Genomic DNA, 15,091 nt, shown 5'->3' on the forward strand with positions numbered 1-15,091 from the left:
CCACATACAAGGAATCGGTGAAACCCATCGTGGACAAAGCCTTGGGAGGCAGTTGGCGGCTGTTTGTGGAGAAGGTGTACGAAGGCAGTTACTTTACCCGCAACGAGGAAGTGGTGCTGACCGCCAATGCCAATCTGCCCAACGGCAGCACGCTGGAGCAGATGAACACGCTGGTGAAGCGGATGGAAACCTATCTGACGCAGTTCAGCGAAATCAGGCAGTTCCAGACCAATGTTTACAATGCCCGCCGGGCCAGCATCAACGTTTATTTCAAGAAGGAAGCAGAAAAAAGCGGTTTCCCCTATACGCTGAAAGCGGGCATCATCTCGAAAGCACTGGAGCTGGGTGGAGGCAGTTGGAGCGTTTACGGTCTGCAGGATCAGGGCTTCAGCAACGACGTGCGCGAAAGTGCCGGTTCGTACCGCATCCGCATGTACGGATACAATTACGACGAGCTGTACAAATGGGCCGAAGCGCTGAAAGACACCTTGCTGACCCACCGGCGTATAAAGGAAGTCACCATCAACTCGGAGTTTTCGTGGTGGAAGGACGATTACCAGGAGTTCTATTTCGATTTGGACAAGCAGCGCATGGCAGAAGAAGGAGTCAATGCAAGCATGCTGTTCAATGCCGTGGAACCTATTTTCAGTAAAAACATATCGGTGGGCACGGTTCCTACCGAGAATGGTTCGGAACGGTTGAATCTGTCCTCCAGGCAGTCGGGCGAGTACGACAGTTGGGCCATGCAGTACTATCCTTACGGCTATTCGGCCGACAAGCAGTATAAGCTGTCCGACCTGTCTGTGGTGGAGAAAGGACAGATGCCCCAGAACATTGCGAAGGAGAACCAGCAGTACCGCCTGTGTCTGCAATACGAATATATCGGTTCGTACGAAATGGGTAACCGGGTGCAGGAACGCGATCTGGAAGCCATCAAAAAGCTGCTCCCGATGGGGTATACGGCCGAGTCGGAGCGCCAGACATGGGGGTGGGGCGGAGGCATCAACAAGCAGTATTTGCTTCTGCTCATCGTGATAGCCATCATTTTCTGTACGACCAGCATCCTGTTTAACTCGCTGAAGCAACCGTTGGCCATTATATTCATCATACCGGTTTCGTACATCGGCGTGTTCCTGACGTTCTATTGGTTCCAGCTGAACTTCGACCAGGGAGGGTTTGCCTCATTTGTATTGTTGTGTGGCATTACGGTCAATGCGAGTATCTACATCCTGAACGAATACAATGGCATTTGCCGGCGCTTCCCGCACATGTCCCGATATTATGCTTATGTGAAGGCTTGGAATGCGAAGATTGTTCCGATTTTCCTGACAGTGATATCTACCGTGTTAGGATTTATTCCATTCATGGTAGGTACCGAAAAGGAAGGTTTCTGGTTTCCGTTGGCAGCAGGTACGATCGGCGGACTGGTGATGTCGGTCATCGGTATTTTTTTCTTCCTTCCGTTGCTTTGCCTGAAGAAGGATAAGTCCCCGAAGACAGTGAAAAAATGATAGTCGTGTGGGGTACGCAGACAAGGGGTGGCAGGCATGTCCAGCCCTTGTTTTGTACGTGAAACAGTAACTTCGTGCTCGTTAACGGAATGTATTACGGAAATTTCTCTTTAATTCCTTTAACTTTTACTCTTTATTCACATTCTTTTTTGTTACTTTTGCCGCAAATTTAATGAAACCATTATTTTAGATAAACGCATGGCAAATGTAATTAAGTTACGCAAAGGCCTTGACATCAACCTGAAAGGCAAAGCCGCGGAAGAGCTTGTTACCGTAAAAGAGCCGGGATTCTATTCATTGGTTCCCGATGATTTTACCGGTATCACTCCGAAAGTGGTGGTCAAAGAACAGGAATATGTGATGGCCGGAGGACCCTTGTTTATTGACAAGAATCATCCCGAATTAAATTTTGTTTCGCCCGTGAGTGGCGTAGTGACAAGCGTGGAGCGCGGTGCACGCCGTAAGGTGTTGAACATCGTAGTAGAAGCTGCTACAGAACAGGATTACGAGGAGTTCGGCAAGATGGATCCGTCGAAGATGAACGCAGAGGAGGTAAAAGCTGCTCTCTTGAAAGCCGGTATGTTTGCTTTCATCCGTCAGCGTCCTTACGATGTGATCGCCGATCCGACAGTTGCTCCGAAAGCAATCTTTGTATCGGCATTCGACAGCAATCCGCTGGCTCCCAATTTCGAGTTTGCCCTGAAAGGCGAGGAGAAGAACTTCCAGACAGGACTCGACGCTTTGGCTAAGATGGCCAAGACTTACCTGAGCATCAGCGTGAAGCAGAAGAGTGCAGCTCTGACAGGTGCAAAGAATGTAACCATCACGGCTTTCGACGGTCCGCATCCTGCCGGTAATGTAGGTGTGCAGATCAACCACATTTCGCCGATTGTGAAAGGTGAAACAGTATGGACGATTGGTGCCGAAGCTGTTATCTTCATCGGCCGTCTGATGAATACAGGTCGGGTAGACCTGACCCGCACGGTGGCCGTAACAGGAAGCGAAGTCCTGAAACCTGCTTATTGCAAGCTGAAAGTCGGTGCGCTGCTGACCAACGTGTTCAAGGGAAATGTCACTACCGACAAGGACCTGCGTTATATCAGCGGTAACGTGCTGACCGGAAAGAAAGTGTCTCCGAACGGTTATCTGGGTGCTTTTGACAGCCAGCTCACCGTTATCCCCGAAGGCGACGAAACACACGAAATGCTCGGATGGATTATGCCGCGTTTCAATCAGTTCAGCGTAAGCCACTCTTACTTCAGCTGGCTGATGGGTAAGAAAGAATATGTGATTGATGCCCGTGTGAAGGGAGGCGAACGTCACATGATCATGTCGAACGAATACGACCGCGTGTTCCCGATGGACATTTATCCGGAATACCTGGTGAAAGCCATCATTGCCGGTGACATTGACCGCATGGAGGCTTTGGGTATTTACGAAGTGGCTCCCGAAGATTTTGCCCTTTGCGAATTTGTATGTTCGTCCAAGGTCGAAGTTCAGCGCATCGTGCGTGCGGGTCTTGACATGCTCCGTGCCGAAATGGCGTAATTCACGAATCAGAAACATTTATAAAATAGCAGAATATTAATGAAAGCGTTAAGAAATTATCTCGACAAGATAAAGCCTAACTTTGAAGAGGGCGGCAAATTCCACGCATTTCGTTCGGTGTTCGATGGTTTCGAAACATTCCTGTTCGTGCCTAACACCACTTCGAAATCGGGAACGCATATTCATGACTCCATCGACAGCAAACGTATCATGTCTATGGTAGTCATTGCGCTGATACCGGCACTTCTGTTCGGTATGTACAATGTGGGTTATCAGCACTTCCATGCTACTGGCGCAACCGGTAGTTTTATTGAGATGTTTGGCTATGGCTTCCTGGCCGTATTGCCGAAAATCATTGTTTCGTATGTAGTAGGTCTGGGCATTGAGTTCGTTGTTGCCCAATGGAAGAAGGAAGAGATTCAGGAAGGTTTCCTGGTATCGGGTATCCTGATTCCGATGATTGTGCCGGTTGATTGTCCGTTGTGGATTCTGGCCATTGCTACTGCATTCTCCGTTATTTTTGCCAAAGAAGTGTTTGGTGGTACAGGTATGAACGTGTTCAACGTAGCCTTGATCACCCGTGCATTCCTTTTCTTTGCTTATCCTACCAAAATGTCAGGTGATGCTGTTTGGGTTTCAGGCGATTCTATCTGTGGCCTTGGACAGCAGGTCGACGGTCTGACGGTGGCTACTCCGCTCGGTGTGGCTTCTACGACAGGCGCTTATCCCGAATTCTCGTGGGACATGGTGACCGGTCTTATCCCCGGTTCTATCGGTGAGACCAGTGTCATTGCCATTGCTTTGGGTGCCATCCTGTTGCTGTGGACCGGCATTGCCAGCTGGAAGACTATGTTCTCCGTATTCGTAGGTGGTGCGTTTATGGCATGGGTATTCAATACCGTTGGTCCTGACACCCCGATGGCACAGATGCCCTGGTACGAACACCTCGTGCTCGGTGGTTTCTGCTTCGGTGCCGTGTTTATGGCTACCGACCCTGTTACTTCAGCACGTACCGAGACCGGAAAATACATTTTCGGATTCCTGATCGGTGCAATGGCTATCATTATCCGTGTGCTCAACCCCGGTTATCCCGAAGGTATGATGCTGGCCATCCTGCTGATGAACATCTTTGCTCCGCTGATCGACTACTGTGTAGTGCAGAGCAACATCAACAACCGTGCCAAACGTGCAACTAAGTCTAACCGCTAAAAATACCGAAAGAAAATGAATACCAATAGCAATAGTTATACTATCATTTATGCTTCGGTAATGGTGATTATCGTTGCATTCCTGCTGGCATTCGTAAGCTCTTCGCTGAAAGAGACTCAGAACAAGAATGTAGAGCTCGATACGAAGAAGCAGATTCTTGCTGCCCTCAACGTGAAGGAGGTGAAGGATGCCGAAGCCGAATATAATAAATATGTAAAGAGCGACATGCTGGTGAACGAAGACGGTTCGCTGACCGAATACACCGGCAAGTTTGTGACTGCTTTCGAGAAAGAAGCTAAAGAAAACAATCGTCTGCACGTGTTTGTAGCCGAGGTTGATGGTGAAACCAAGTATGTATTCCCCGTTTACGGTGCCGGTTTGTGGGGTGCCATCTGGGGATATGTGGCTTTGAACGGCGATAAGGATACCGTATACGGTGTATACTTCTCGCATGCCAGCGAGACGCCGGGTCTGGGTGCTGAAATTGCCGGTGAACATTTCCAGAGCGAGTTCCCCGGAAAGAAGACATTAGAGAACGGTGAGATTGCCTTAGGCGTCGTGAAGAACGGTAAGGTAGAAAAACCGGAATATCAGGTGGACGGAATTTCGGGAGGTACCATTACCTCGGTTGGTGTTGACGCCATGCTGAAGAATTGTCTGAGCAGTTACAAGAGTTTTTTAACCAATAATAATGAGGAGGAATAAGAATATGGGACAGTTGTTTTCGAAAAAGAATAAAGAAGTATTCTCAACTCCGCTTGGAATGAACAACCCTGTTACCGTACAGGTATTGGGTATCTGTTCGGCTTTGGCCGTAACTGCCAAACTGGAGCCGGCTATCGTAATGGGTCTTTCCGTAACCGTGATCACTGCTTTTTCCAATGTAGTGATTTCATTGATCCGTAAGACCATTCCCAATCGTATCCGTATCATCGTTCAGCTGGTAGTAGTTGCCGCTTTGGTAACCATCGTGAGCGAGATTCTGAAAGCATTTGCATATGATGTAAGCGTTCAGCTTTCCGTATACGTGGGTCTGATTATTACCAACTGTATCCTGATGGGACGTCTGGAGGCATTTGCCATGCAGAACGGTCCGTGGGAATCTTTCCTCGACGGTATTGGAAACGGTTTGGGATATGCCAAGATTCTTGTGATTGTAGCTTTCTTCCGCGAGCTGCTCGGATCGGGTACGCTGTTCGGATTCAATATCCTGAATTACGAACCCCTTCAGAAGATCGGTTACGTGAACAACGGTTTGATGCTGATGCCGCCTATGGCACTGATCATCCTTGCCTGCATTATCTGGTACCAGCGTTCGCGTCATAAAGAGTTGCAAGATAAATAATATATAATGAAGAATGAAGAATGAAAAATGAAGAATCCGTTATGGGAAATTCTTAATACTTAATTCTAAATTCTCAATTCAAGGTAAATTATGGAACATTTATTAAGTTTATTCGTCCGCTCCATTTTCGTGGACAACATGATATTCGCGTTCTTCCTGGGTATGTGTTCGTACCTGGCTGTGTCAAAGAACGTGAAGACTGCCGTCGGACTGGGTATTGCGGTAACCTTCGTGTTGGTGGTTACGCTGCCGGTCAACTATCTGTTGCAGACTAAAGTGCTGGGTCCCAATGCTCTTGTCGAGGGCGTGGATCTGAGTTTCCTTAGTTTTATTCTTTTCATTGCCGTGATTGCAGCTATCGTACAGCTGGTAGAAATGATTGTAGAGCGTTTCAGCCCTTCATTGTATGCCTCGTTGGGTATCTTCCTGCCGCTGATTGCCGTTAACTGTGCCATCATGGGTGCCTCTCTGTTCATGCAGCAGCGTATTACGCTGGGCGAAAGCGATCCGAAGTACATCGGTGACGTTTGGGATTCTATCTCTTACGCTCTTGGTTCGGGTCTGGGCTGGTTGCTGGCTATCGTAGGTCTGGCTGCCATTCGCGAAAAGATGGCTTATTCAGACGTTCCTGCCCCGCTGAAAGGTCTGGGTATTACGTTTATCACAGTAGGCCTCATGGCAATGGCATTTATGTGTTTCTCTGGTTTGAACATCTAATAAAGAAAGGAATAAGACAATGGATATGAATATGATATTAGCAAGCATTGGAGTATTCCTGGTGGTTGTTCTGTTGCTTGTGATAATTCTGCTGGTTGCCAAGAACTTCCTGGTGCCTTCAGGAAACGTGAAACTTACCATGAACGGCGACAAAGTGCTGGATGTTGCATCTGGCGGTACGTTGCTGAATACCTTGGCTGTTAATGGTGTGTATCTTTCTTCTGCCTGTGGTGGAAAAGGATCGTGCGGACAATGTAAATGTCAGGTTGTAGAAGGTGGCGGTGAAATTCTGCCTTCTGAAGTTCCTCACTTCAGCCGTAAACAACAGAAAGACCACTGGCGTCTGGGTTGTCAGGTTAAGGTGAAGGGTGACATGTCAATCAAGGTTCCCGAAAGCGTATTGGGAGTAAAAGAGTACGAATGTACCGTTATCTCCAACAAAAACGTGGCTACCTTTATCAAGGAATTCAAAGTGCAGCTTCCTGCCGGTGCCCATATGGACTTCCTGCCGGGTTCGTATGCACAGATCAAGATTCCTGCATTCGCGATGGATTATGACAAGGATATCGATAAAGGCCTTATCGGCGACGAGTATTTGCCGGCATGGCAGAAGTTTGGCCTCTTCCCGTTGAAGTGTGTCAACCCTGAGCCTACCGTACGTGCTTACTCTATGGCCAACTATCCGGCCGAGGGTGATGTGTTCATGCTGACAGTACGTATCGCTACTCCTCCGTTCAAGCCCGACCGCAGTGGCTTTATGGATGTTAATCCGGGTATCGCTTCTTCTTACATCTTTACCCTGAAACCGGGTGACAAGGTGACGATGAGTGGTCCTTACGGAGACTTCCATCCGCACTTCGACTCGAAGAAGGAGATGATCTGGGTAGGTGGTGGTGCCGGTATGGCTCCGTTGCGTGCACAAATCATGCACATGACCAAGACGCTGAATACTCGCGACCGCGAAATGCACTACTTCTACGGTGCACGTGCCTTGAACGAGGTATTCTACCTGGACGACTTCCTCGGACTGGAAAAAGAATTCCCCAACTTCCACTTCCATCTGGCACTCGACCGTCCCGATCCTGCTGCCGATGCTGCAGGCGTGAAGTATACTCCGGGCTTCGTTCATACGGTTATGTACGACACATATCTGAAGAATCACGAGGCTCCCGAAGATATTGAATACTACATGTGTGGTCCTGGCCCGATGTCGAAGGCTGTGGTCAACATGCTTGACGGTCTGGGTGTTGAGTCATCCAGCATTATGTACGATAACTTCGGCGGATAATTAACCTGCCTGAAACTGGATAAATGCGGAGCGGTAACTGGATTTCGAAACAGTTGTCGCTCCGTCGTTTTTATATAGATAAACATTCGTCTTGTTTCTTTAGGATTATAAATGTTTTGGGTTTGGCGGTAATTTCGTAACTTTGCGGTCTGATTATGGAATGTATGAAGCATATATATACCGTTTTATTCTTCTGTCTGGTGTCTTTATTCATATCTTTTGACGCTTCTGCCCAGATAAAAGGTGTGGTTACGGATTCCTTGACCAATGAGCCTCTGATGTATATTACCGTTCAGTACGAGGGAAAAGGAGTGGGCGCCATAACGAATGCCGAGGGTGAATATCAAGTCGAGACACGTAAGGGCTGGGATGAGCTGATGTTTTCAGCTATTGGATATATTACAAAGCGGGTGAAGCTGACTCCGGATACCAAGGTTCTTAATGTGCAATTGGCACCGGCTGATGTGATGCTGTCCGAAGTCGTAGTAAAGCCCAAAAAGGAAAAATATTCGCGTAAGAATAATCCTGCCGTGGATTTCATGCGAAAAGTAATTGCCAATAAGAAGGCTTTGAAGCTGGAAGAAAATGACTATTACCAGTACCAGAAGTACGAGAAGATGAAGATGTCCATCAACGATGTTACTCCGGAGAAGATGGAAAAAGGCATCTATAAGAAATTCTCTTTCTTCAAAGACCAGGTAGAAGTCTCGCCCAAGACCAACAAGATGATCCTTCCCATTTCGATTAAGGAAACGGCTTCCCGAACCATTTACCGGAAGAGTCCGAAAAGCGAGAAGACCATCATTGAAGGAATGAATTCAACCGGTATCGAAGAGTTCTTCAATACCGGCGATATGCTGGGTACTATCTTGAATGATGTCTTTTCGGACATTAATATCTACGATGATGATATCCGTCTGTTGCAACGCCGTTTTGTGAGCCCCATCGGTCGGGGAGCCATTACTTTCTACAAATATTACCTGATGGATACCTTGATGGTGGACAAACAGGAGTGTGTGCACCTGACTTTTGTGCCTCAGAATCCGCAAGACTTTGGCTTTACCGGACATTTGTATGTGGTGAAAGACTCTACGTATGCAGTGAAACGCTGTACTATGAATCTGCCCAAACGAACGGGGGTGAACTTTGTGGATAATATGGATATCGTTCAGGAATATGAGCAGCTGCCCGACGGTAACTGGGTGCTGACCGACGATGATATGACGGTGGAACTGGTTTTTGTGAAAGGCATTCAGGGACTGGAAGTGCAACGTACCACCAAATATACGGATTATAAATTCGATGAAATAGAACCGCGGCTTTTCCGTTTGAAAGGAAATGTTATCAAGGAAGCCAATATGCTGGCCAAGAGTGATGAATACTGGGCCAAGGTTCGGCAGGTTCCTCTCACCAAGAAAGAGAGCAACATGGACATATTCATGAACCGGATTGAGCAGATACCAGGTTTCAAATACGTCATTTTCGGTGCCAAGGCGCTGATCGAGAATTTCGTGGAAACAGGTAGCAAAGAGCATCCGAGCAAAGTGGATATTGGTCCTATCAATACAATGATTACCAGTAACTATGTCAACGGTACCCGTTTCCGTCTGAGTGCTATGACTACCGGAAACCTGCATCCACACTGGAGTTTCAGCGGCTATGGAGCCTATGGTACGAAAGACAAGAAATGGTTTTATTCCGGTCAGGCGGCCTATTCTTTCAACAAGCGCGAATATGTGCTGTGGGAGTTCCCCAAACATTATCTGGCCTTTAAGTATACTTACGACGTCATGTCGCCTATGGACAAGTATCTGATGACCGATAAGGATAATATGTTTGTCGGATGGAAGTGGACCACTGTCGACCAGATGTCCTATATACGCGATGCTACGCTGACTTATGAGCTTGAAACCAATAGCGGATTTTCCGTAATGGCCATGGCACGCCACCGCAACGACCAGCCTGCCGGCGTGTTGCAGTACTGGAAGAACAATGGCAAGGTGGCCGGCCAGTGGGATGCCACAAATACGCTGGTGCACGACATGACTACCACCGAACTGGGAGTTACGTTGCGCTATGCTCCCGGCGAGACGTTTGTCAATACCAAGCAGCGCCGTGTACCGGTGTCGCTCGATGCTCCGGTATTCACACTGTCGCATACGGCCGGCTTTAAAGGAGTGCTGGGTGGAGAATACAACTTCAACCTGACAGAACTCAGTTTGCGTAAGCGTATATGGTTTGGCTCGTGGGGCAAGCTGGATGTTACGGCCCGTGCCGGCGCACAATGGAACACGGTTCCGTTCCCCTTGCTGAATCTGCCTATGGCCAATCTTTCGTACATTACCCAGAATAATGAGTCATTTAACCTCATTGACAATATGGAGTTCTTGAACGACCGCTATGCGTCGTTGGCACTGAGCTATGACATGAACGGAAAACTCTTCAACCGTATTCCGCTTATCAAGCGCCTGAAGTGGCGCGAGCGTTTCCGCATCCGGGGCTTGTGGGGAACACTGACAGACAAGAACAATCCGTACAAGAGCAACAATCCCGACCTGTTCCTGTTTCCGATGCGCAACGGATTGCCAACCAGTTACGTGATGGGCAAGACGCCTTATGTCGAAGCAAGTGTGGGAATATATAACATCTTCAAGCTGATACATATCGAATATGTCCGGCGTCTGACCTATACCAATATGCCGGGGGTACAGAAAGATGGCATACGTTTTATGATATTGACGATATTCTAAAGAAAAGAAAGGAAGTACACGTGCAACCATTAGCAGAAAGGCTCAGGCCTAAGACATTAGATGAATACATCGGCCAAAAACATTTAGTTGGCCAGGGAGCTGTATTACGCAAGATGATCGATGCCGGGCGCATTTCTTCCTTCATATTGTGGGGCCCTCCCGGAGTAGGAAAAACAACTTTGGCACAAATCATAGCCAATAAGCTGGAGACTCCTTTCTACACATTGAGCGCTGTTACGAGCGGCGTGAAAGACGTGCGTGACGTGATAGACCGTGCCAAGAGCAACCGTTTCTTCTCGCAGGCCAGTCCTATTCTTTTCATCGACGAAATTCATCGTTTCAGCAAGTCGCAGCAGGATTCGTTGCTGGGAGCCGTCGAGCAGGGAGTTGTTACGCTGATTGGAGCCACTACCGAGAATCCTTCTTTCGAGGTTATCCGTCCGTTGTTGTCGCGCTGCCAGCTCTATGTGCTGAAGTCGCTTGAAAAGGACGACCTGCTTGAACTGCTGAACCGCGCCATTACTACCGACGTGGTATTGCGCGAACGTACCATCGAACTTCGCGAGACAACAGCCATGTTGCGCTACAGTGGTGGCGATGCCCGTAAGTTGCTCAATATTCTCGATCTGGTTGTTTCGTCCGAGTCGGATGATCCGGTTGTCATTACCGACCAGCTGGTGACCGACCGCTTGCAGCAGAATCCGCTTGCTTACGACAAGGATGGCGAAATGCACTACGACATCATATCCGCTTTCATCAAGTCTATTCGTGGCAGCGATCCCGATGCGGCTATCTACTGGTTGGCCCGTATGGTCGAGGGTGGGGAGGACCCGGCGTTTATAGCCCGCCGGTTGGTTATTTCGGCTTCCGAAGACATCGGCCTGGCCAATCCTAATGCCATGCTTTTGGCCAATGCCTGTTTCGATGCGGTGATGAAGGTCGGATGGCCCGAAGGACGTATCCCTTTGGCCGAGACAACGATTTATCTGGCTACCAGCCCCAAGAGCAATTCGGCTTATAACGCCATCAACGATGCACTGGAACTTGTCCGGCAGACGGGTAACTTGCCTGTCCCCCTGCACTTGCGCAATGCTCCTACCAAGCTGATGAAACAGTTGGGCTATGGCGACAACTATAAGTACGCACACGACTATCCGGGACATTTTGTCCGCCAGCAGTTTATGCCCGACGACCTGAAGGAGCATCGCATCTGGCAGCCGCAGGACAATGCAGCGGAGCAGAAACACAGTGACCGTATGCAAGCTTTGTGGGGCGAGCGTTTTAAGAAGAAATGAAAGAGTGAATGATAATAATAACAGAATAAAATTGTAGAACTATGAAAATTGTAGCATTAGACGGCTATGCCGCCAATCCGGGAGACCTTTCCTGGGATGAACTGAAGGCTTTGGGCGAATGTGTCATTTATGACCGTACTGCTCCTGAAGAAGTACTTGAACGTGCCGCCGATGCCGAGGTGGTGCTGACCAATAAGGTTGTCATTACAGCCGAAATGATGGCTGCATTGCCACAATTGAAATATATCGGAGTGATGGCTACCGGATATAACATCGTTGATATCGATGCAGCCCGCGAACGCGGCATTATCGTTACCAATATACCTTCGTATAGCACCGATTCGGTAGCGCAGATGGTTTTTGCCCATATCCTGAACATTGCTCAGCAGGTGCAGCACCATTCCGAAGCGGTACATCAGGGACGTTGGACTTCCAGCAAGGACTTCTGCTTCTGGGATACACCGCTTATCGAACTGCGTGGCAAGAAGCTGGGTATCGTAGGACTGGGCAATACGGGATATACGACGGCACGCATAGCCATCGGTTTTGGCATGGAAGTGTATGCATATACCTCCAAATCCTCTTTCCAGCTTCCACCCGAGATCAAGAAAATGGAGCTGGACCAGCTGTTCAGCGAGTGCGACGTCATCAGCCTTCACTGCCTGCTGACCGACAAGACACGCGAGCTGGTCAATGCAGCGCGTTTAAAACTGATGAAGCCTACAGCCATCCTTATCAATACCGGACGTGGACAGCTGGTCAACGAGCAGGATCTGGCCGATGCGCTTAACAACGGACAGATCTATGCAGCCGGACTGGATGTGCTTTCGCAGGAACCTCCTAAGGCCGACAATCCGTTGCTGACAGCCCGCAACTGCTACATCACTCCCCACATAGCCTGGGCAAGTGCTGCGGCTCGCGAACGGCTGATGGGAATCTTGCTCGACAACCTGAAAGGGTATATAGAAGGCAAGGTTATCAATAATGTTGCAAAGTGAAACAGTACCGATGAGTGAAGATACCTATAAGACCATTGTTGCTCCTTCCGAAGGTATATACACCGAGAAGCGCAGTAAGTTCATAGCCATGGCTTTTCCTGTGCGTACGGTAGACGAAATCAAGGTGCATCTCGAAGCTTGTCAGAAGAAGTATTACGATGCCCGCCACGTGTGCTATGCCTACATGTTGGGGCACGAGCGGAAAGACTTCCGGGCCAACGACAACGGAGAACCTTCGGGCACGGCAGGAAAGCCGATACTGGGACAGATCAACTCCAACGAACTGACGGACATCCTGATTGTGGTAGTACGTTATTTCGGTGGCATCAAGCTGGGGACCAGCGGACTGATACAAGCCTACAAGGCAGCAGCGGCCGAAGCCATTGCGGCTGCGGAGTTTGTCGAGCGAACGGTGGACGATGTGGTGTCTTTTCTATTCGAGTATCCTTTTATGAACGATGTGATGCGTGTTGTCAAGGAGATGAATCCCGAAATCGTGCAACAGGCTTATGACATGGATTGCAGTATGACACTTCGCATCCGCCGTTCGCTGATGCCTGCCCTTAAAGCGCGGCTCGAAAAAGTAGAAACCCTCCGTTATCCGGAGTAAATGATAGATTATTTATTTCATTTATATTATAAAGTAGTATGTCTTTCAACGCAACCAAACGAGAACTGGGCGAGATTTATACCTTTTTCCGCTTATTGGCTGATGGCGTAGTCGCAATGGGCACTCCACAAGCTGTGGCCGATGAGGGCGAACGCTGGCCTGTGGCCATGATACAACGTGAAGAGCACGATGGCACCCGCCGTTATTATGTAGGCGAAGACATCCGGACGGTCTCCGGAAGCCTGGAAAAGAACGGAAATTTTCTGCCCCGTCCCGACAGTGAGCGTCACTTCCCGCGCGAAGACTTTGCAACTGCTGCCACACTTGTGCTGGATCTGTTGAAGTTGCCGGGCGAAGAAGTGGAAGTCGATGACAGCCTGGAGGCTTTTCTTGATGCGGTCTGCATCTACGACCTCGAAGCCCGCACCGACGACCGTACCGATTTTTCTATCGCATTCTGGCATGCCGATGCGCCTCTTATGGGGTTTGCCGTCCGTTGCCGTCTCAGTCCGATGAATCCTTTGCTTGACGGAGGACGTACAGCCAATCTGAAGTTCGAACAGACGGGGATAAAGTTTGCCGTACCTACGGTGAACAAGATTAATGCCCTGCCCGAAGCTCCTAACGAGGTGGCCGACCGCATGCTGATGATAGAGCGCCTGGGCGGTGTACTGAAGTATGCCGATGTAGCCGATCGGGTGTTCCGTTGCAATCTGCTGATGATCGATCTTCACTTTCCGCGCATGCTGGCCGAGATGGTCCGGCTGATGCATCTGGAAGGCATTACCCGCGTCAGCGAACTGACCGAACGTATCCGTGAAATCAACCCGCTGAAGATAAAGGACGAACTGATTCAGAAACATCATTTCTATGAGTACAAGATGAAACAGTTCCTCATGGCCTTGGCTTTGGGCATGCGTCCGGCCAAAATCTATAATGGTACCGACTCGGCTGTCGAAGGCATGCTGCTGACCGATGGCAAGGGGGAGGTAATCTGTTATCACCGTTCCCGCTATCAGGTGTTTGCCGATTTCCTTTTTCAGAATACCCGTTTCGAGAAGGGCTCGCTTGACAAGGACAAATACGGATTCCTGGAAAGGGAGAATGGCAGCTATTATTTCAAACTGAATGCCAAGATAGGGCTGGTGAAACGCTGACGTCTGTCCTTTGGGGACTGGACAGTTTGAGAAATATCAAACGATATAATAAAACATATTATTATTTCAACTTTCACAAGCTTAAGTTGCAGTTGGCGAGCAACAAGTTAACGAGTTGACAAGGTGTTTGTAGCGAGCCGTTTCAAGCGGAACTTTATCAAACGGGGCATTCCAGCCCAGTAGACTTGTTGACTGAAGCCTTGTCAACTAATAAGTTGAGCACTTGCGAAACTTAAATTATTATTATGAACGAAGTATTACAGAACATCAAGGCACGTCACAGTACACGTGTCTACACCGAAAAGCAAGTTTCTGTCGAGGACTTGTCTTTGATATTGGAGGCTGCGACTCATGCTCCCAGTGGTATGAATTTTCAGGACTGGCATTTTACAGCCATCCAGAATGCCGATCTGTTGCGCCAGCTCAACGACAAAGTAAAGGAAGCCTTTGCTGCAAGTGATAATCCGCAGTGGCAGGAGCGTGGCCACAGCGATTCGTATTGCTGCTACTATCATGCTCCTACGCTGGTGATTGTTTCGGGCAAGGCAGACAGCTCGTTGACTCCTTTCGATTGTGCCTGTGCACTTGAGAACATTTTTCTGGCCGCTACCTCCCTCGGCATTGACTCTTGCTGGATCAATCAGCCCGGACAGACGTGTGACC

General features: G+C 48.8%; 13 protein-coding genes. All 13 read left to right on the forward strand.

All coding sequences use genetic code 11. The annotated features are described in order from the left end of the window. A partial coding sequence (locus QVP67_RS11905; RefSeq protein ID WP_288180165.1) for an efflux RND transporter permease subunit occupies positions 1-1,511 on the forward strand: 1,511 nt, incomplete at its 5' end. Positions 1,512-1,709: 198 nt separating this feature from the next. Beyond that, a complete protein-coding gene (locus QVP67_RS11910; protein WP_022163791.1) occupies positions 1,710-3,059 on the forward strand; it encodes a Na(+)-translocating NADH-quinone reductase subunit A in 1,350 nt (449 codons plus the stop codon). Between the two features lie 39 nt (positions 3,060-3,098). Beyond that, positions 3,099-4,268, forward strand: a complete 1,170-nt coding sequence (locus QVP67_RS11915) for an NADH:ubiquinone reductase (Na(+)-transporting) subunit B (protein ID WP_022163792.1) — start codon at positions 3,099-3,101, stop codon at positions 4,266-4,268. Between the two features lie 15 nt (positions 4,269-4,283). Next, positions 4,284-4,973, forward strand: a complete 690-nt coding sequence (locus tag QVP67_RS11920; protein WP_022163793.1) for a Na(+)-translocating NADH-quinone reductase subunit C — start codon at positions 4,284-4,286, stop codon at positions 4,971-4,973. Positions 4,974-4,977: 4 nt separating this feature from the next. Then, positions 4,978-5,613 (forward strand): NADH:ubiquinone reductase (Na(+)-transporting) subunit D, encoded by a 636-nt coding sequence (locus QVP67_RS11925; protein ID WP_022163794.1) that lies wholly within the window; start codon positions 4,978-4,980, stop codon positions 5,611-5,613. Positions 5,614-5,703: 90 nt separating this feature from the next. Then, on the forward strand, positions 5,704-6,330 hold the full coding sequence (gene nqrE / locus QVP67_RS11930) for an NADH:ubiquinone reductase (Na(+)-transporting) subunit E (RefSeq protein ID WP_022163795.1): 627 nt from the start codon (positions 5,704-5,706) through the stop codon (positions 6,328-6,330). A gap of 19 nt (positions 6,331-6,349) precedes the next feature. Further along, positions 6,350-7,618 (forward strand): NADH:ubiquinone reductase (Na(+)-transporting) subunit F, encoded by a 1,269-nt coding sequence (nqrF, locus tag QVP67_RS11935; RefSeq protein ID WP_022163796.1) that lies wholly within the window; start codon positions 6,350-6,352, stop codon positions 7,616-7,618. Between the two features lie 164 nt (positions 7,619-7,782). Next, positions 7,783-10,368: a DUF5686 and carboxypeptidase-like regulatory domain-containing protein gene (locus tag QVP67_RS11940; RefSeq protein ID WP_071150741.1), complete on the forward strand. Its 2,586-nt coding sequence runs from the start codon at positions 7,783-7,785 to the stop codon at positions 10,366-10,368. Positions 10,369-10,388: 20 nt separating this feature from the next. After that, positions 10,389-11,663, forward strand: a complete 1,275-nt coding sequence (locus QVP67_RS11945) for a replication-associated recombination protein A (protein WP_022163798.1) — start codon at positions 10,389-10,391, stop codon at positions 11,661-11,663. 41 nt (positions 11,664-11,704) lie between these two features. Further along, the gene (locus tag QVP67_RS11950; RefSeq protein ID WP_022163799.1) at positions 11,705-12,661 is read left to right on the forward strand and encodes a D-2-hydroxyacid dehydrogenase; all 957 of its coding nucleotides are present in this window, start codon (positions 11,705-11,707) and stop codon (positions 12,659-12,661) included. A gap of 10 nt (positions 12,662-12,671) precedes the next feature. Next, on the forward strand, positions 12,672-13,271 hold the full coding sequence (locus QVP67_RS11955; protein ID WP_022163800.1) for an IMPACT family protein: 600 nt from the start codon (positions 12,672-12,674) through the stop codon (positions 13,269-13,271). Between the two features lie 38 nt (positions 13,272-13,309). Then, positions 13,310-14,428 (forward strand): HpaII family restriction endonuclease, encoded by a 1,119-nt coding sequence (locus QVP67_RS11960; RefSeq protein WP_022163801.1) that lies wholly within the window; start codon positions 13,310-13,312, stop codon positions 14,426-14,428. 245 nt (positions 14,429-14,673) lie between these two features. Then, positions 14,674-15,091: nitroreductase family protein (locus tag QVP67_RS11965; RefSeq protein ID WP_288180166.1), on the forward strand; the 418-nt coding region annotated here is incomplete at its 3' end.

The organism is Bacteroides sp. CAG:633 (genome assembly GCF_000435115.1).
In the GTDB taxonomy this organism is placed as follows: Bacteria; Bacteroidota; Bacteroidia; order Bacteroidales; family Bacteroidaceae; genus Bacteroides; species Bacteroides ndongoniae.